Genomic DNA, 16,555 nt, shown 5'->3' with positions numbered 1-16,555 from the left:
CCGCCGAGCCTGCCGGCTCCGACCAGCCTATGGCACTCGAACCCATGTCAAATCGGGCCTCGTCGGCCGGTGGCCGTTGGGTGGAGGTGGGGGGAGAGGAGGGTCGAGGTCGGGGAGGTGGGTTAGGGCAGGTCAGAGCTGGTTTCGGGCACTTTGGTGCCGGTCCGGTGTCAGCCTGACTCCGGTCGAACTCCGGCTCGGTTCCGGTCCAGGTCCGCCCTGCGTTTGCCTCCGCCCTCAGCTCTGCTTCGGCCTCTGTTTCTTGTTGGCCCGGTTTCTGCCTCGGGCTCGGGCTCGCCTTGCCCGGCTTCGTCCGGCCCCGCTCCGTGCTGTCCTTGCCCGCCTCGGTCCTGCCCCTGGCCGGGGCCGCTCCAGCCCGGAGTCGGCCCCTGGTGGGGGTCGTTCCGGGCTGATCGGGCTGGGTGCGCCCATCAGGTTTTGGTATGGCTGTGGTGCTGTGGTGGGTCAGGAGGACTTGAGGGAGATCCCCGCGTCCTCCAGGGCCGGCATCAGCTTGGCCCGGAGGGCGCGTTGGACCGCCCACTGGCGTCCCGGCCTGACCTTGACCGTCACGCGCATGGTGATGCCCTCCGGGGTGACCTTTTCCACGCCCAGGACCTGCGGCTTGTCCGTCACGTCCTTGGCCAGCAGCTCCTCCGCCGCGGCCTCCTCTGCCGCCGTCGTGAGGACTTGGGTGGCGGAGGCCAGGTTGGCGCCGTAGGACAGGGGGATGTCGACCACCGCCACGGCGAAGCCCTGGGACGAGTTGCCGACGCGCAGGATCTCGCCGTTGCGGACGTACCAGACCGTGCCGTTGGTGTCGCGGATCGTGGTGGTGCGCAGCGCCACCGACTCGACCGTGCCGGTGGCGGGGCCCAGGTCGACCACGTCACCCACGCCGTACTGGTCCTCCAGCATCATGAACATGCCGGCCAGGAAGTCCTTGACCAGGTTCTGCGCGCCGAAGCCGATGGCCACGCCGAGGATGCCCGCCGAGGTCAGGATCGGGGCGACGTTCATGCCCAGTTCGGTCAGGACCTGGATGAACGCCACGCCGAACACGATGATCGTGACGAACGACTTCAGCACCGAGCCGATGGTCCTGGCCCGCTGCTCCCGCCGCTCGGAGGCGAACGCGCCCAGGGCCTGGGGCGCCCGCTCCCGCAGCGGCTTGAGCAGCTTGGGCTTGCGTCCGCCGTTGCCCCGCGTCATGCCGTCGATCAGCCGGCGCAGGACCGCCCGGATGATCACCGCCACGATCACGACCAGCAAGATCCGCAGCGCGCCGCCCGCGAGCTTCGGGCCGTTGGCGACCCACCACTCGACTGCGAGCGTCGACTCCACGTTCAGCACGTAGCAGTCCTCCCGATCTACAACTCGAGGCCCGTCGCCCAGGCCAGGAAGGTCAACTGGTCCACGGCCAGCCCGACCGTCCGGCTCACCGACCGTCCCGCGTGCCCGACCTCGGTCTCCCGGCGGATCAACACCGGGTGCTTGGTCGGATCGCTCGCCGTCGCGTGCTGGAGCGCGGCGCACGTCTTGCGGGCGTGGTTCGGGTCCACGCGGCTGTCCGACTCGAAGACCGTGAACAGCACCGAAGGGTACTCAACTCCCGGTCGCACCCGGTGGTACGGGGAGTAGGCCAGCAGCCACCCGAGTTCCTCCGGGACGGCCGCGGAACCGTACTCCTCCGCCCACAGCCGCCCGAGCAGGAAGTTCTCGTACCGCACCATGTCCAGCAGTGGCGCCGAGCACACCACGGCCGCGTAGAGCTCCGGGCGCTGCGTCAGCGCCGCCCCGACCAGCAGGCCGCCGTTCGAGCCGCCCGTGATCGACAGCTGCTGCGGTGTGGTCCACCCGTCCGCGATCAGCCGCTCCGCCGCCGCGTGGAAGTCGTCGAACACGTTCTGCTTCCGCGACCGCATCCCGGCCTCGTGCCATTCCTCTCCCTCCTCGTCGCCGCCCCGCAGCGACGCGTGCGCCCACACCCCGCCCGCCTCGACCCACGCCAACGTCGTCGCGCTGTACCCCGGTCCGCGCCCGACCGCGAACCCGCCGTACCCGGTCAGCAGCGTCGGCCTGGGCAGGTCCGGGTGCCGGGACCCGGACACCACGAACATTCGCACGGTGGTGCCGTCGGGGGACAGGTAGGAGATCTGGGTTGTGGACAGGTCCGGGAGGGTCACCGCTCCGGGGGGCGCGGTGTCGAGGGTGACGGCGCCGGTGGAGAGCGAAAACCGGTGGACGGAGGTGGGGGTGACGAAGTCCGACCAGCCGAACCACAGGACGTCGCGGTCGGCAAGGGTGAGTTCGTCCGCTGTGGACAGGCCGTGGAGGGAGCCGGTGCCGGGAAGGTCGACCTGGCGGAGGTGGGCGCCGTCGGCGCCGTGGAGGTGCAGTTCGGACACGGCGTGCCGGGTGCGCGCGACGACCAGGGAGCCGTCGAGGGGGACCGCCGCGTCCAGGACGGAGTCCGGGTCCTCGGCGATCAGCTCGGTCCACTCGGCCGGGGTGGTCGGGTCGGCCACGCAGAGGCGGAAGCGGGGGGCGTCCAGGCTGGTCAGGAGGTACAGGCGGCCGTCGGCCTCGACCCACGCGGAGCACTGCGCGCCCTGGTCGGCGGACAGGACCGGGCGCAGTTCGGCGGTGCCGCGCAGGTCGGCGATCCACACGGAGTCGCGGCGGACCGTGCCCGGCGCGCCGTTGACCACCAGCCACCGGCCGTCCTCGGAGACGGACAGGCCGTAGTAGTAGGTGTGGTCGAGGTCGTCGCCGTGCACGTTCAGGTCGGTGGTGGCGGGGGTGCCGACCCGGTGCCGCCAGACCCGGCGGTGGAACTGGCGCTCGTCCTCGGGGACCAGGGCCGGGTCCAGCCGCCGCACGTAGAAGAACTCCTCGCCGCCGGGCAGCCAGCCCACGGGCGAGTAGCGGCAGCGGTCGATCGGGCCGTCGAGGAGTTCGCCGGAGTCGACGTCGACGACGTGCAGCAACGAGTGCTCGTCGCCGCCCACGGACACCTGGTAGGCCAGGCGCGTGCCCTCCCGGGAGGGGGACCAGCGGTCGAGGGTGGTGCGGCCGGTCGGGTCGAGGGCGGAGGGGTCGAGCAGCACGCGCTCCACGCCGTCGACGCGCACGTAGAGCACGGGGAGGTCCTGGTCGGGGTCGCGGCGCGTGTAGAACGCGCGGCCGGCCCGCCACACGGGGACGCCGACGGAGCCGGTCCGCATCAGCTCGGAGACCCGGGCGCCGAGGGGGTCGCGGCCGGGCATCGCGTCCAGCCACGAGCGGGTGAGGTCGTCCTGGGCGGCCGACCAGGCGGCGGTGCGCGGGTCGGCCGGGTCCTCCAGCCAGCGGTAGGGGTCGGCCACGGCGTGCCCGTGCAGGTCCTCGACGAGGTCGAGCCGTTCTGCGGCGGGGTAGTCGGTAGTCGCAGGCAGCGCTGCGCGGGAAGGCTCGGTCACCCCGCCGAGGGTAGCGCCAGAGTTGAAAACGATCGTCGATTGGGGGCGGTTCGCCGAAGTTTTGCCCACGGCTCCGTGACACGTCACATATCACAGGTGATTTTTGTCGGTGATCTGTGGTCTCCTAGGTCTGAACCGGTGGAGGTGGTCGCGTGCCAGACCGACAACCCACGCCGATCGGCGCCCTGGTGAACGCCGGGATCGCGTCGTCGGTCCCGTCCGGCCAAAAACAGCCCGGTGTGCACGCTGTGGTCGGCGGGGAGGGAGCCGGTCCGGCCCCCTTGGTGCTGCCTTGGGGAAGACGGAAGGTCCTCCTGCTCAACGCCACGTTCGAGCCCCTGACCGCCCTCCCGCTCAGGCGCGCCGTGGTGCTGGTGGTGTGCGGCAAGGCGGAGGTGGTGCACGGCGACCCGGAGGGCGCCGTGGTGCACTCCTCGACGGCCGCGGTGGTCGTGCCGTCGGTGATCAGGCTGGCGAACTACGTGCGGGTGCCCTACCGCGGCCGGGTCCCGCTGACCCGCGCCGGGCTGATGCACCGCGACCGGTACCGCTGCGCGTACTGCGGCGGGCGGGCCGAGACGATCGACCACGTCGTGCCGCGCAGCCGGGGCGGCGCACACTCGTGGACCAACTGCGTGGCCTGCTGCGCCCGGTGCAACCACCGCAAGGCCGACAAGCTCCTGTCGGAACTGGGGTGGCGGCTGCGCGTGGTGCCCGCGGCGCCTCGCGGGCCCCATTGGCGGCTGCTGGCCGGCGTCACCGAGGCCGACCCGCTGTGGCTCCCCTACCTGGGTGAGCCCGCCGCCTGACGCGCCGGGGCTCACGCCGCCGGGACGAGGTCCTCGCGGCGCGCCGTGATGCGCACGGAGTCGCGGGCGGTGATGCGGACGGAGTCGGACGCGGTGATGCGGACCGAGTCGGCGGCCGTGATGCGCGCCGAGTCGGCGGCCGTGATGCGGACGGAGTCGGAGGCCGTGATGCGCACGGAGTCGGCGGCGGTGATCCGGACGGAGTCCCGCGCGGTGATCCGCACCGAGTCCGCGGACAGCGGCGGAGCCTGAACAGCCGTAACGCTCTGCGCCGATCGGGTGTACGGCGAAAGGGTGAGAGGGGCGACCTGAGCGCGGTTCACGGTGTACATGTCGTGGCCTCCGAGACGTATGGGCGGGACTTTTGATCCCTGAAGGGATGCGCAAGAGCCGTACAGGTGAAAAGTTAGAAGCCGAGTGGGCTCGGGACAAGACGCCAAACCGGCCGCCATTCGCCTCCGTCCGGGCGAAGTCCTTCCGGGTGCACGCGCTGCGACGATCGAGCGGCCGGGTTGCTGCATCCGGCGTCCACGACCACTCTCGGTGACATCGCTCCTGGTGGGGGTCGGCCGAATCACACCGGCCCACGCCGCGCGCCCGCGTGCGCCGCGCGGAAGAGGTGCAGGCCACGGGCCGCGCCCGGCGTCCCAGTGGGTGGGCGGCTCGGAAAGCGTGATCAGGGCTCACATCGCCGGCGCGGCGTTCACAGACAGGACGCCCGCCGGCGGGACGCCGCGGACCGGGTCCGACCCGCCCAGTGCGGAAACGGGTGACCTCGCCCCGAGCGGACCGGGGCGATCGGTTACCGTAACCGCCGTGACCATCGTGGAGACCGTGCTCGTCTTCGCGCTGATCCCGCTGGCCATCTACGGCGTGATCACGCTACTGACGCTGAGGCCGAAGGCCACCCGCATCCAGCGGTACCGCCCGGGCCAGGAATGGGACTACGCGCCCGTGTGGTGGACCGCCAACCCCGCCGGCCTGCCCGGTGGCGCCCACCAGGTCGCCGCCGCGCCGGTCGAGGGCCGCACCGCCAAGGGAGGCGCTCGTGGCAACTGGTGAGCTGACCCGCGTCGAGGTCGACCCGTCGACCCTGCCGGCCGGCGCGGCCGTGACCAACAGCGGTCGCGTGTCCGCGGCGAAGATGTACGAGCCGCACGCGCCGAGCCTGCCGTTCACCCCCGTGCAGCTGTCGACGCTGGACGAGGCGCTGACGCTGGCCGGCCGGACCACCGGCCTGGACTTCAGCGTCTACCTCGGCGGGCTGGGGCAGGACTCGCGCGCCCGCGCCGAGGAGCTGCACGCCTCCACGCCGCGCCCCGCGCACGCCGTGCTGATCGCGGTGTCGCCGGGTGAGCGCGTGGTCGAGGTGGTGACCGGCGACGAGTCCCACCGGCGGCTGCCGGACCGCGCCGCGAAGCTGGCCGTGATGAGCATGATCGCCTCCTTCAAGGAGGGCGACCTGGCCGGTGGTCTGATCAGCGGCCTGAGGATGCTGACGGACCAGGCGGGTCACGCGCCCCGGCAGCGCTGAGGAACCACCCGACAAGGCCCCGGCCCCGCGGCCGGGGCCTTTCGCACGTCCGCACCCGGCTTCGGGGCGGCCTCGTCGGGTGCGTTGCGCGAAAGCACCGCGTGCGTGGAAGAAAATTGCTCCGCGAGGCGTGAGCGTTCTATACCCTGGCTTTTTTGGTGTTGCGCGAACGCGTCGGAAATTCAACGGCGCGTACTGTATTTTCTTCGCATACCCGCAGCTCAGATCGGTACAGGCGGGCAACGGTGTCCCTCGAAAAGGGCATTGACCGCCGTGTTGAGAGCCGTGCCATGCTGGTGCAACTCAAATAGCGGTATAGAGGAGCCATGCAGCACGAGGAAAAGCATCCCACCCGGTTGAGCACCGCCCGCAGCCGGGAATTGGGAGAAGAACTGCGGCGCGCCCGGCAGCGGGCCGGCATGTCGTCCGGAGCGGTGTCCGAGGCGCTCGGCTGGTCGCTGGGCAAGCTCTCCAAGCTCGAAACCGGCAGCCGCGGCACCAGCGCGTGGGAGATCGGCACGCTGCTCGGCCGGTGCGGCGCGGACAAGGCCACGCGCGAGCGCGTCCTGGCCATCGCGAGCGAACCGGACACCGGCACGTTCCTGCGCCGGCACACCGCGGTGCCCGACGACCTGCTCGCGCTGACCCTGCACGAGGGCACCGCCCGCACGGTCACCGCCTACGAGCCGGTCACCGTGCCGAGCCTGGCCCAGACCGAGGACTACGCGCACGCCCTGACCGGCGACCGCGACCTGGCCAGGGCCCGGGTCGCCCGCCAGGAGAACCTGCGCCGCGCGGGCGGCCCCGACACCCTCGTGATCGTCCACGAGGTCGCGCTGAGGCTGGTGGTCGGCAGCCGGGAGGTCATGCGCGACCAGCTCCTGCGGTTGGTCCTGATGTGCGGCTGGACCGGGTTCAGCCCGCGCGTGATCCCCCTGGCCGCACCGGGGCACACCGCGCTGCGCCACCCGGCCACCCTGCTGACCTTCGGCGCCCCGACCAGGCCGCTGGCCTACACCGAGACCGACACGGCCACCGTCTTCCACGACGACCCGGACGCCGTGACCGCCTACCAGGCGAAGATGCGCCACCTCCAGCGCCTGGTCCTCGGCCCCGAGCGCTCGCGGGACGTCCTCGTGCGCTGGGCCGACGCCTACGACAGGGAGAACCGCTGATGGCCCTCCGCCCCTTCCGCTGGCTGCCCCACAACGGCAAGCGGCACGCCGTGCCCGAGCACGTGGTCGCCCACGACGAGGCCACCACCCTGTGCGGGGAGGAGCTGGTCGTGCCCGTCCGGAGGGCGTCGAACCTGGCGTGGTGCTGGCCGACGTGCGCCGAGTGCGACGCGGCGTGGCGGCAGGTCGAGCGCATCCCCGCGTTCCCGCGCCAGCGCAACGCCGGCAGCCGCGCGCACGGCGGCTCCCGGCGGGACCACCCGGTCCGCTGACCCGGGGCCCGCACCCCGTCGAGACCTCCGCGGCGCTCCGGGGCGTCGGCGATCCCCCTGCGCCGCCGTTCCGCAACGGCAGGTGGGGCGCATCCCCGGCGCACGCACGGCGAACGGGGTGGCTCCCGGAGGAACCACCCCGTTCACGGACCTGCCGAGCCCGCGGGCTCAGGACCGGTCGAACTCCTGGGCCGCCAGGGCGCGGACGATGCCCGCCCGACCCTCCGACACCAGCCGCCGCAGGGCGGGCGGCCGCTCCTCGGCCAGCCAGGCGTCCGCCGCCGCGACCGTCTCCCGGAGGATCGACCACGACGGGAACAGCCCGACCACCACCGACTGCGCCCGCTCGCTCGACCGGCGGTCCCACACGTCGGCCACGTCGGCGAAGTACCGCTCCACGAACGGCTGGAGCAGGGCCTTCTGGCCGGCGTGCTGGATGCCCGCCACGACGGCCTCGGACACCGCGTTCGGCAGCTCGTCGTCGTTCACGGCCCGGTCCCACGCCTCGGTCTTGGCCTCGATCGTGGGCCGCAGGGCGCGGGCCGACTCGGCGCGGCGGCGACCGGTCGCGGTCGGGTCGCGCTCCTCCTCGGCGCCGATCTCGTCCAGGCCCGCCGCGCCGTGGGCGACCAGCGCGTGCAGCAGCCGCCACCGCAGGTCGGTGTCCACGTCCAGGCCCTCCAGCACGTCCGTGCCGTCGAACCAGCCGCGCAGCACGACCAGGCTGGACTCGTCCAGCACGGAGCCCGCGAGCGAGTTCACGAACGCCAGCTGGTGGTCCGAACCGGGCTCCGCGGCGCGGGCCAGCTCCAGCACCCGGGTGGTGAACCGGCGCCAGCCCTCGTCGCGCCAGGAGGTGTCGGCGTAGGAGGACAGCGCGGTCTGCGCCTGGAGCAGCAGCCGCTGCACCACGCCGACCTCGGTCTCCGACGCCAGCCCGCCGAGCACCAGGTTGACGAAGTCGCGGGCCTTGAGCTCCGCCTCGCGGGTCATCTCCCAGGCCGCCGACCAGCACAGGGTGCGCGGCAGCGGCTCGGCGATGTCGGAGATGTGGTCGATCAGCGACGCCAGCGAGTCCGGGTCCAGCCGCATCGTGCAGTAGGTCAGGTCGTCGTCGTTGACCAGCACCAGCTTGCCGCGGTGCACGCCGACCAGCTCCGGCACCTCGGTGCGCTCGCCCGACACGTCCAGCTCGATCCGGTGCTTGCGCACCAGCTTGCCGTTCTCGTCGTCGTAGACGCCGACGGCGAGCCGGTGCGTGCGCAGCTCGCCCGCGCCCGGCCGGGCCCCGCCCTGGAGGACGGCGAACTCGGTGAACCGCCCGTCCGCGTCAACGGTGAACTTCGGGCGCAGCAGGTTCAGGCCGGTGGTCTCCAGCCACTGCGCGCTCCACCACGACAGGTCGCGGCCGGACGCCTCCTCCAGCGCGCCGAGCAGGTCGGCCAGCGTGGCGTTGCCCCACTCGTGCTTGGCGAAGTACACCCGCAGGCCCGCCAGGAAGTTCTCCAGCCCCACATACGCCACGAGCTGCTTGAGGACGCTCGCGCCCTTGGCGTAGGTGATGCCGTCGAAGTTGACCTCGACCGCCTGGAGGTCCGGGATGTCGGAGGCCACGGGGTGCGTGGACGGCAGCTGGTCCTGCCGGTAGGCCCAGGACTTCTCGATCTTGGCGAACGTGGTCCACGCCTGCCGGTACTCGGTCGCCTCGGCCTGTGCCAGCACCGACGCCCAGGTGGCGAACGACTCGTTCAGCCACAGGTCGTCCCACCAGCGCATGGTCACCAGGTCGCCGAACCACATGTGCGCCATCTCGTGCAGCACGGTCTCGGCGCGTCGCTCGTACAGGTAGCGGGTCACCCGGCTGCGGAAGACGTAGTCCTCCAGGAAGGTGACGCAGCCCGCGTTCTCCATCGCGCCCGCGTTGAACTCGGGCACGAAGCACTGGTCGTACTTCCCGAACGGGTACTTCACGCCGAACGCGCCGTGGAAGAAGCCGAAACCCTGCTTGGTCTCGGTGAACAGGCGCTCGTGGTCCATGTGCGGGGCGAGCGAGGCCCGGCAGTAGATGCCGAGCGGGATGGTGGTCGCCCCGTCGGTGAACTCGTCGCGCCACTCCGCGTAGGGGCCCGCGACCAGCGCCACCAGGTAGGTGGACATGGGCTTCGTGGTCCCGAAGAAGTGCACGTCCGCGCCGCCGATACCGTCCTCAGTGGACTCGATCGCGGCGTTGGAGATGACCTTCCAGTGGTGCGGGGCGGTCACCCTCAGGGTGTAGACGGCCTTCAGGTCGGGCTGGTCGAAGCAGGCGAACATGCGCTTGGCGTCCGCCGTCTCGAACTGCGAGTACAGGTAGACCTCGCCGTCGACCGGGTCGACGAACCGGTGCAGGCCCTCGCCGGTGTTCATGTACCGGCAGTCGGCCTCGACGACCAACTCGTTGGCCTCGGCGAGGTCGGGCAGGTGCAGGCCCTCCTCCTCGCGGTAGGACGACACGTCCAGCTCGCGGCCGTTGAGCACGGCGCGGTGGACGTTGGCGGCGACGAGATCGATCCACGAGGACTCGCCCGCCGTGCGGCTGCGGAACTCGACCGCCGTGGTGGAGCGGAACGTGTCCGAGCCGGGCTTGCCACCGCCGTCGGTCAGGTCCAGCTCGATCCGGTAGGAGTCGACCTCCAGCAGCGCAGCCCGTTGCTGCGCCTGGTCGCGGGTGAGGTTGGGTGCCGCCACTGGTCACCTCGTCTGCCGGCGCACTTGGCGCTGACCTCGTCGGAACGGGACAGGTGTCGCGTGGGTGAACACGACAGTCGCATCCAATCACGACGGGTGCCGGGAAGTGGACAGGCGTCCGAGGGAAGACTGCGTCACACCGGTTCGTTGTGAACGATCGGAGCCGCGCCAGCGGCTCGCACCAGCAGGGATGGAGAGCACCGCATGTCGACCGAGGGACGCACTGCCGTCGACTTCTACTTCGACCCGATCTGCCCGTTCGCGTGGATCGCGTCCCGGTGGATCCTGGAGGTCGAGCAGCAGCGGGACATCGACCTGAACTTCCGGGTCATGAGCCTGTCGGTGCTGAACCAGGGTCGTGACGTGTCCCCGAACTACCGGGACATGCTCGACCGCGGGTGGGGGCCGGTGCGCGTGGCCATCGCGGCGGCGAAGCTGCGGGGCGACGGGGTGCTGCGCGACCTGTACACCGCGCTCGGCACCCGCATCCACAACCAGGGGAACGAGGACTGGGACCAGGTCGTCGAGCAGGCGCTGGAGGAGCTGGGCCTGCCCGCCGAGCTGGCCGCGGCCGCGGGGACCGACGAGCACGACGAGGAGCTGCGGGCCAGCCACCACCGGGGCATGGACCCGGTGGGCATGGACGTGGGCACGCCGACCATCCACATCGACGGGGTGGCGTTCTTCGGGCCGGTGCTCAGCAGGATCCCGCGCGGGGAGGACGCGCTGAGGGTGTTCGACGGCGCGCGGCTGCTCGCGGGCTTCCCGGAGTTCTTCGAGCTGAAGCGCACCCGGACCGGGGGGCTGGACTTCTCCTGACGCCCTCGGTGTGACACTCTTGGCCTCGTTTCGTCCGAGAGTGTCACACCGTGTGCGGGGGGCCTGTTGTGATCGAGGTCGTCAACCCGACCACCGAGGAGGTTCTCGGGACGGTCCGCGCCGGCACGGTCGGCGATGTGGACACGGCCGTGACCAGGGCCGTCGCCGCGTTCCCGGCGTGGGCGGCGACCTCGGTGGAGGAGCGGCTGGCCGTCGTGCGGGCCGTGGCGCACGGGCTCTCGGAGCGGGCCGACGAGTTCGCCTCGACGATGACCACCGAGATGGGCACGCCCATCACGTTCGCCTCCCGCGTACAGGTGCCCAACCCCATCGGCATCGCCCGCGGCGTCGAGACCACACTTTCGAGTGGATATTTTGACGGTGAGGAGATCGGCAACTCGCTGGTGCTGCGGGAGCCGGTCGGCGTGGTCGCGGCGATCACGCCGTGGAACTTCCCGTTGCAGCAGGCGGTGGCCAAGGTCGTGCCCGCGCTGGCGGCGGGGTGCACCGTGGTGCTGAAGCCGAGCGAGCTGGCGCCGTTCACCGCCGACCTGCTGGCGTCGGTGCTGGAGGGCGCGGGCGTGCCTCCGGGCGTGTTCTCGCTGGTCCACGGCACCGGACCGGTGGTCGGCGAGGCGTTGGCGGCTCACCCGATGGTGGACATGGTGTCGTTCACCGGCTCGACGCGCGCCGGGCGGCGGGTGTCCGCGCTGGCCGCCGAGACGGTCAAGCGGGTGGCGCTGGAGCTGGGCGGCAAGTCCGCGAACGTCGTGCTGGAGGACGCCGACCTCGCGCGGGCGGTCAAGATCGGCGTGGCCAACGCGTTCATGAACAACGGGCAGGCGTGCAGCGCGTGGACCCGCCTGCTGGTGCCGTCGTCCTGGCACGACGAGGCGCTGGAGATCGCCGTCGCGGCGGCCGCGAAGTACGAGCCGGGCGACCCGACCGCGCCCACCACCCGCCTGGGTCCGGCGGTGTCGGCCGCCCAGCGCGATCGCGTGGTCGACCACATCCGCCGAGGCGTCCAGGAGGGCGCGACCCTGGCCCTGGGCGGCCCGGACGCGCCGACCGCACGCGGCTTCCACGTCGCGCCCACGGTGTTCGGGCGGGTCGAGGCGGACATGGCCATCGCGCAGGAGGAGATCTTCGGCCCGGTGCTGTCGGTCATGCCCTACGCCGACGAGGACGACGCGGTCCGCATCGCGAACTCGACCATCTACGGCCTGGGCGGCGCCGTCTTCTCCGCCGACCCCGAGCGGGCCCTCGCGGTGGCCAGGCGCCTGCGCACCGGTCAGGTGGACATCAACGGCGCGGCGTTCAACACCAGCGCCCCCTTCGGCGGCTACCGCCAGTCGGGCAACGGCCGCGAGTTCGGCCGCCACGGCCTGGACGAGTTCACCGAGCTGAAGTCGGTCCAACGCTAGGCCCCCGCGCGAGTCGTACGTCCAGACCTCGCGTGTCGTACGTCCAGACCCCCCGAGTTACACGTTCAGACCCCGCGAGTCGAACGTTCACGACCACCGTGTCGAACACTCGGGACGGGTGAGTTCAACGTTCGCGTACACGTGCTGGCTACCGATGGGTAACCGCTGACCAGGTGCGGAGCGACGCGAATGTTGAACTCGGGGGTCCTGAACGTACGACACGGTGGGTCTGGACGTACGACTCGCGAGATTGGGTCAGGTGGGGCGTAGGGCGCCGTTGATCAGGCGGGGGACGGCGGTGCTGACGTTCACCCGGGAGGCGAGCGCCACGTCGGCCGCGTGACCGGCGGCGATCAGTTCGCGGCCGGACACGCAGTCGGCGACGGCGTCGGCGATCGGGGTTCGGGTGTAGGTCTCCGCCGCGATCGTCGCCTCGATCGACGCGGGGGTGTGGTTGGTGGAGAGCAGGGCCGACAGGATGGCGCCTGCGCCCAGGAGGTCTTCCACCGCGGGGCGCAGGGGGCCGAAGGTCGCCGTCTCCCGGGGAGTGGTGATGTCGACGCCCCAGCGCTCGCCGCCCGGGATCACCCCGATCGGGCCGCCGGCCGCCAGTTCCGCCGCCGCGGCGGCCACCGCCTCCGCGTTGCGCAGGCACCCCGCCAGCACGATCGCCCCGGACGCCTCGGCCGCGGCGCACAGCGTCGCCCCGTTCGGCGACGGCAGCTCCAGCTCCACCCCGGCGGGCACGTCCACCAACGACGACGGCCGCAGCGACCACGACGGGTCCGCCGGTTTCGCCGCCCGCGCGCGGTCCGCCCACCGGATCGGCCGCACCGCGCCCCCGCGCGCCACCACCACGTCCACCGCCGTCGAGAACGACAGCACGACCACGACCACGAGCACCGCGCACAGCGGCCCGAGCGCGGCCACCCCCTCGCCGCCCCACTCCAGCCTCAGCCGGCAGCCCTCTTGTCCGAACACCGGGCCCAGGATGGCAGACTGCCTGACGTGCGCGTTTATCTGGGATCGGACCACGCGGGCTTCGAGCTGAAGAACGCCCTCGCCAAGCACCTGTCCGACGCGGGCCACGACGTGGTCGACGTCGGTCCCGCGGTCTACGACGCGGAGGACGACTACCCGCCGTTCTGCATCGAGACGGCCCGCCGGGTCGTCGGCGAGCCCGGCAGCCTGGGCGTGGTGATCGGCGGCTCCGGCAACGGCGAGCAGATCGCCGCCAACAAGGTGCCCGGCGCCCGCGCCGCGCTCGCCTACAGCGTGGAGACCGCGACGCTGGCCCGCGAGCACAACGACGCCCAGCTCATCGGCCTCGGCGCGCGGATGCACACCACCGAGCAGGCGTTCGAGATCGTGGAGGCGTTCCTCGCCACCCCGTTCTCCGGGCAGGAGCGGCACGCCCGCCGCATCGACATCCTCGGCGAGTACGAGCGCACCGGCGAGGCACCGCCCCTCCCGTGACGCCGACCGACCGGGAAGACACCCGTGCCTGAGGGCCACGTGCTGCACCGCCTGGCGCGGCTGCACCACCGCCGTTACGCGGGCTCGACCGTGCGCGTGTCGAGCCCGCAGGGCAGGTTCTCCGCCGAACTCGTGGACGGCCGCCTGTTCCAGCGCGCCGAGGCCCACGGCAAGCACCTGCTGCACGTCTACGGGCCCGACGCGACCGTGCACGTCCACCTCGGCCTCTACGGCTCCTTCACCGAGTCGCCGCACCCGGTCACCGAACCGGTGGGGCAGGTCCGGATGCGCCTGGTCGGCCCCACGCACTGGACCGACCTGCGCGGACCCACCCGGTGCGAGGTGCTGACCGACGTCGAGGTCGACGCCCTGCACGCCCGCCTCGGCCCGGACCCGCTGCGCCGCGACGCCCGACCCGAACTCGCCCACGCGCGGGTGGCGAGGTCGAGGCAGTCGATCTCGGTGCTGCTGATGGACCAGTCCGTGCTGGCGGGCGTCGGCAACATCTACCGCGCCGAGATCCTGTTCCGGCACCGGATCCACCCGTACACGCCGGGCAACCGGATCGACCGGGCGCTGTGGGACGACCTGTGGCCGGACCTCGTCGTGCTCATGCGGGCGGGCGTGGCGGCGGGGCGCATCGACACCGTCCGGCCCGAGCACCTGCCCGAGGCCACCGGCCGCGCCCCGCGCCAGGACCGGCACGGCGGCGAGGTGTACGTGTACCGCCGCACCGGCCTGCCGTGCCTGGTCTGCGGCACGCCCGTGGTCGCCGCCGAACTGGCCGGGCGCAACCTCTACTGGTGCCCGACCTGCCAGGCGCCCTAGAAGTCGAACCCGCCGAAGTCGCCGCCGCCGAAGTCGCCCCCGAAATCACCGCCTGAGTCACCGCCGCCGAAGTCGTCGCCACCCGCGTCACCGCCGTCGCCCGCGTCCGCGCCGTCGGCGAACCCGTCGGCGTAGGCGACACCGGCCATGCCCGAGAACATGGCGCTGAACAGCAGCATCGAGCCCAGGCCCCAGGCGCCCGCCACCAGCGCGGGCTTCCACCACGGCTCGGAGTACCAGCCCTGCGGCACGGGCCGCCCGGCCACCACACCGCCCGGGTAGTAGTGCGGCGTGCGCGAACCCGGCCGGGGCGAGGCCGCGTAGTGGTGGCCCTCCACCGTGACGTCGCGCTCCTCCGACACCGTGCCCGCGCGGCCCCGACCGCTGAGGTCCGGCAGCTCGGGGCCCGGGTCGAGGCCCATCGCGGTGCGCGCGGCCCGCACGTAGTACAGGCCCTCCACGGCGGTCTGGGAGACCAGCCGGCACTGCTCGGTCGTGCGCGCCTGCTCCATCTGCGACCCGGCGGCGGTGAACCGCTCGGACGCGTCCGCCATCGCCTGCTGGGAGGCGGTGTCGGTGCCGGTCAGGTTCATCACCTGGCCGCCGAGCCGCTCCACCCAGCGCCGCGCCTCGGCCTGGGCGTCCTCCAGCTCGCGCTGCCGCTTCGCCGCGGAGTTCCTCGCGAGCAGCCAGCCGGCGCCCACGACGAGGACCAGCAGGACGACCAGCACGATCCCGGTGCTCATGACCGGACAACGTCCCGGCGCGGGTGCGGGTTCCCGCAGTGGGTCAGAACACCTCCGGGCAGTGCGGCTCGTGCTCGCCCAGGAACGCGTGCGACAGGGCGGCCACCGCGCCGGGCGTCACCTCGCGCACCCGCTGCGCCCGGGCCAGCGTCGCCAGCCGCGTGCCGCCCAGGTAGGCCGCGCCCAGCGACGCCACGTCCAGCTCGACGTCCGGGGCCTCGTCCACCCGCCGCACGCTCGCCTCACCGCCCCGCGCGGTCAGCCGCACGCGGCCCGCGTTCCACGGGCAGAAGTCGTCGGAGACCTCCAGCACCAGGTCCACGTCCGAGCCGTAGCGTCGCTGGGCGAGCGCGCGGTCCACGTCGGCCAGGCGCACCCACAGCGCGTCGGACCGGCTGCGCAGCGCCAGCCGGGGGTCGTCCAGCAGGAGCGTGATCGGGTCGTCGGCGGCGGTGAAGAACTTCAGCTCGCCGATCAGGTCCACGTCCAGCAGGTAGCGGTAGAGCGCCGCGTACGCCTCGGGGGTCCGCGCCGCGATCTCCCGCACGTGCAGCTCGCCGCGCGGACCGCGTTCCTGCCAGTCCTGCTTCACCCGGTACACCGCGTACCCCTCGGGGTGCTTCACGTAGCGGTAGGCGCTCAGGCCGCCGCGGTCGCGCTCCTCGTCGGCGAACTGGTGCCCCCAGAACTGGTCCGCGCGGCTCAACCAGCCCGTGCGGTCCGGGCGCAGCGCCTCGTAGACGGCCCTCATGTGCGGCATCGCGTCGTCGCGGGAGACCTCGCGCACCGGGGCGTCCCCGATGGCCACACCCCGGCGGAACGCGGCGTTCTTCGGCACGGACAGCCGGGTGAACTCGGCCGCGAGCCCGTAGCCGAAGCGCCCGTAGATCGCCGCCTCCGACGCCCACAGGGCGGCCACCGCCTCGCGCCCCTCGTCGTGCAGGCCGTGCAGCTGGGCGCGCATGACCCGGGTCAGCACGCCCCGCCTGCGGTGGCCGGGTTTGACGCCGACCGAGGTGACGGCGGCGACCGGGTGCGGGCCGTTGCCGGGCACGGTGATCTCGCGGGTCTGGACGCCGCCGCCGCCGATCAGCTCGTCGCCCTCGAACACGCCGTGCGAGCGGTCGGGCTCGAACAGGTCGCGGTAGCGCTCCGCCCCGTCGTCGGGGGTGTCGCCGAGGAACGAGGCGTCGACGAGTCGTTGGAAGACCGGGAGGTCGTCCAGGGTCAGGGTGCGGAGGGTGAGCGCCATGACCAGTTCATACGCCGGTCGCGGTGGCGGCG

The 16,555-nt window shown here is 72.5% G+C and carries 16 protein-coding genes; 9 read left to right on the top strand and 7 right to left on the bottom strand.

Going from position 1 to position 16,555, the window contains the following annotated elements; genetic code table 11:
* Window positions 1-465 precede the first annotated feature (465 nt).
* A complete protein-coding gene (locus ACFP3R_RS15835; RefSeq protein ID WP_380636947.1) occupies window positions 466-1,350 on the bottom strand; it encodes a mechanosensitive ion channel family protein in 885 nt (294 codons plus the stop codon).
* Between the two features lie 20 nt (window positions 1,351-1,370).
* On the bottom strand, window positions 1,371-3,461 hold the full coding sequence (locus ACFP3R_RS15830; protein WP_380636936.1) for a prolyl oligopeptidase family serine peptidase: 2,091 nt from the start codon (window positions 3,459-3,461) through the stop codon (window positions 1,371-1,373).
* Window positions 3,462-3,613: 152 nt separating this feature from the next.
* Here ACFP3R_RS15830 and ACFP3R_RS15825 point away from each other — a divergent pair, with 152 nt between their 5' ends.
* Window positions 3,614-4,270 (top strand): HNH endonuclease, encoded by a 657-nt coding sequence (locus tag ACFP3R_RS15825; protein ID WP_380636934.1) that lies wholly within the window; start codon window positions 3,614-3,616, stop codon window positions 4,268-4,270.
* A gap of 11 nt (window positions 4,271-4,281) precedes the next feature.
* On the opposite strand, the gene ACFP3R_RS15820 is transcribed toward ACFP3R_RS15825, so the two are convergent.
* Complete coding sequence (locus ACFP3R_RS15820) at window positions 4,282-4,494, bottom strand: hypothetical protein (RefSeq protein ID WP_380636932.1); 213 nt, start codon at window positions 4,492-4,494, stop codon at window positions 4,282-4,284.
* Between the two features lie 592 nt (window positions 4,495-5,086).
* Between ACFP3R_RS15820 and ctaJ the strand changes: the two genes are divergently transcribed.
* From ctaJ to ACFP3R_RS15800, 4 genes are all read left to right on the top strand, one after another.
* Window positions 5,087-5,332: an aa3-type cytochrome oxidase subunit CtaJ gene (gene ctaJ, locus ACFP3R_RS15815; RefSeq protein ID WP_344036713.1), complete on the top strand. Its 246-nt coding sequence runs from the start codon at window positions 5,087-5,089 to the stop codon at window positions 5,330-5,332.
* Window positions 5,319-5,804: a DUF5130 family protein gene (locus ACFP3R_RS15810; protein WP_380636930.1), complete on the top strand. Its 486-nt coding sequence runs from the start codon at window positions 5,319-5,321 to the stop codon at window positions 5,802-5,804. Before ctaJ ends, ACFP3R_RS15810 begins: the two co-directional genes overlap by 14 nt.
* Window positions 5,805-6,130: 326 nt before the next feature.
* The gene (locus tag ACFP3R_RS15805; RefSeq protein WP_380636929.1) at window positions 6,131-6,979 is read left to right on the top strand and encodes a helix-turn-helix domain-containing protein; all 849 of its coding nucleotides are present in this window, start codon (window positions 6,131-6,133) and stop codon (window positions 6,977-6,979) included.
* Window positions 6,979-7,251: an HC3 family zinc finger protein gene (locus tag ACFP3R_RS15800; protein ID WP_380636928.1), complete on the top strand. Its 273-nt coding sequence runs from the start codon at window positions 6,979-6,981 to the stop codon at window positions 7,249-7,251. Before ACFP3R_RS15805 ends, ACFP3R_RS15800 begins: the two co-directional genes overlap by 1 nt.
* A 168-nt stretch (window positions 7,252-7,419) precedes the next feature.
* Here ACFP3R_RS15800 and pepN read toward each other — a convergent pair whose 3' ends face one another.
* On the bottom strand, window positions 7,420-9,978 hold the full coding sequence (gene pepN, locus ACFP3R_RS15795) for an aminopeptidase N (RefSeq protein ID WP_380636926.1): 2,559 nt from the start codon (window positions 9,976-9,978) through the stop codon (window positions 7,420-7,422).
* 204 nt (window positions 9,979-10,182) lie between these two features.
* Here pepN and ACFP3R_RS15790 point away from each other — a divergent pair, with 204 nt between their 5' ends.
* Window positions 10,183-10,797 (top strand): mycothiol-dependent nitroreductase Rv2466c family protein, encoded by a 615-nt coding sequence (locus ACFP3R_RS15790; protein ID WP_380636924.1) that lies wholly within the window; start codon window positions 10,183-10,185, stop codon window positions 10,795-10,797.
* Between the two features lie 68 nt (window positions 10,798-10,865).
* Complete coding sequence (locus ACFP3R_RS15785) at window positions 10,866-12,221, top strand: aldehyde dehydrogenase family protein (protein ID WP_380636922.1); 1,356 nt, start codon at window positions 10,866-10,868, stop codon at window positions 12,219-12,221.
* 255 nt (window positions 12,222-12,476) lie between these two features.
* Here ACFP3R_RS15785 and ACFP3R_RS15780 read toward each other — a convergent pair whose 3' ends face one another.
* Complete coding sequence (locus tag ACFP3R_RS15780) at window positions 12,477-13,202, bottom strand: 2-phosphosulfolactate phosphatase (protein WP_380636920.1); 726 nt, start codon at window positions 13,200-13,202, stop codon at window positions 12,477-12,479.
* Between the two features lie 27 nt (window positions 13,203-13,229).
* On the opposite strand from ACFP3R_RS15780, the gene ACFP3R_RS15775 reads away from it, so the two are divergent.
* Both ACFP3R_RS15775 and ACFP3R_RS15770 read left to right on the top strand, forming a co-directional pair.
* The gene (locus ACFP3R_RS15775) at window positions 13,230-13,697 is read left to right on the top strand and encodes a ribose-5-phosphate isomerase (RefSeq protein WP_380636918.1); all 468 of its coding nucleotides are present in this window, start codon (window positions 13,230-13,232) and stop codon (window positions 13,695-13,697) included.
* 24 nt (window positions 13,698-13,721) lie between these two features.
* On the top strand, window positions 13,722-14,525 hold the full coding sequence (locus tag ACFP3R_RS15770; RefSeq protein ID WP_380636916.1) for an Fpg/Nei family DNA glycosylase: 804 nt from the start codon (window positions 13,722-13,724) through the stop codon (window positions 14,523-14,525).
* Here the strand turns inward: ACFP3R_RS15770 and ACFP3R_RS15765 are convergent.
* Window positions 14,522-15,271 carry a hypothetical protein gene (locus ACFP3R_RS15765; RefSeq protein ID WP_380636915.1) on the bottom strand — a complete coding sequence of 250 codons (750 nt, stop codon included), beginning with the start codon at window positions 15,269-15,271 and terminating at the stop codon, window positions 14,522-14,524. The two genes, ACFP3R_RS15770 and ACFP3R_RS15765, sit on opposite strands and share 4 nt — an antisense overlap.
* A 43-nt stretch (window positions 15,272-15,314) precedes the next feature.
* Entirely contained in the window at window positions 15,315-16,523 is a 1,209-nt protein-coding gene (locus ACFP3R_RS15760; RefSeq protein ID WP_380636913.1) for a GNAT family N-acetyltransferase, read from the bottom strand.
* Window positions 16,524-16,555 lie beyond the last annotated feature (32 nt).

The organism is Saccharothrix lopnurensis (assembly GCF_042658445.1).
In the GTDB taxonomy this organism is placed as follows: Bacteria; Actinomycetota; Actinomycetes; order Mycobacteriales; family Pseudonocardiaceae; genus Actinosynnema; species Actinosynnema lopnurensis.
The sequence above is the reverse complement of the archived record's forward strand: the minus strand, read 5'-3'. Positions and strand labels throughout refer to the sequence as shown.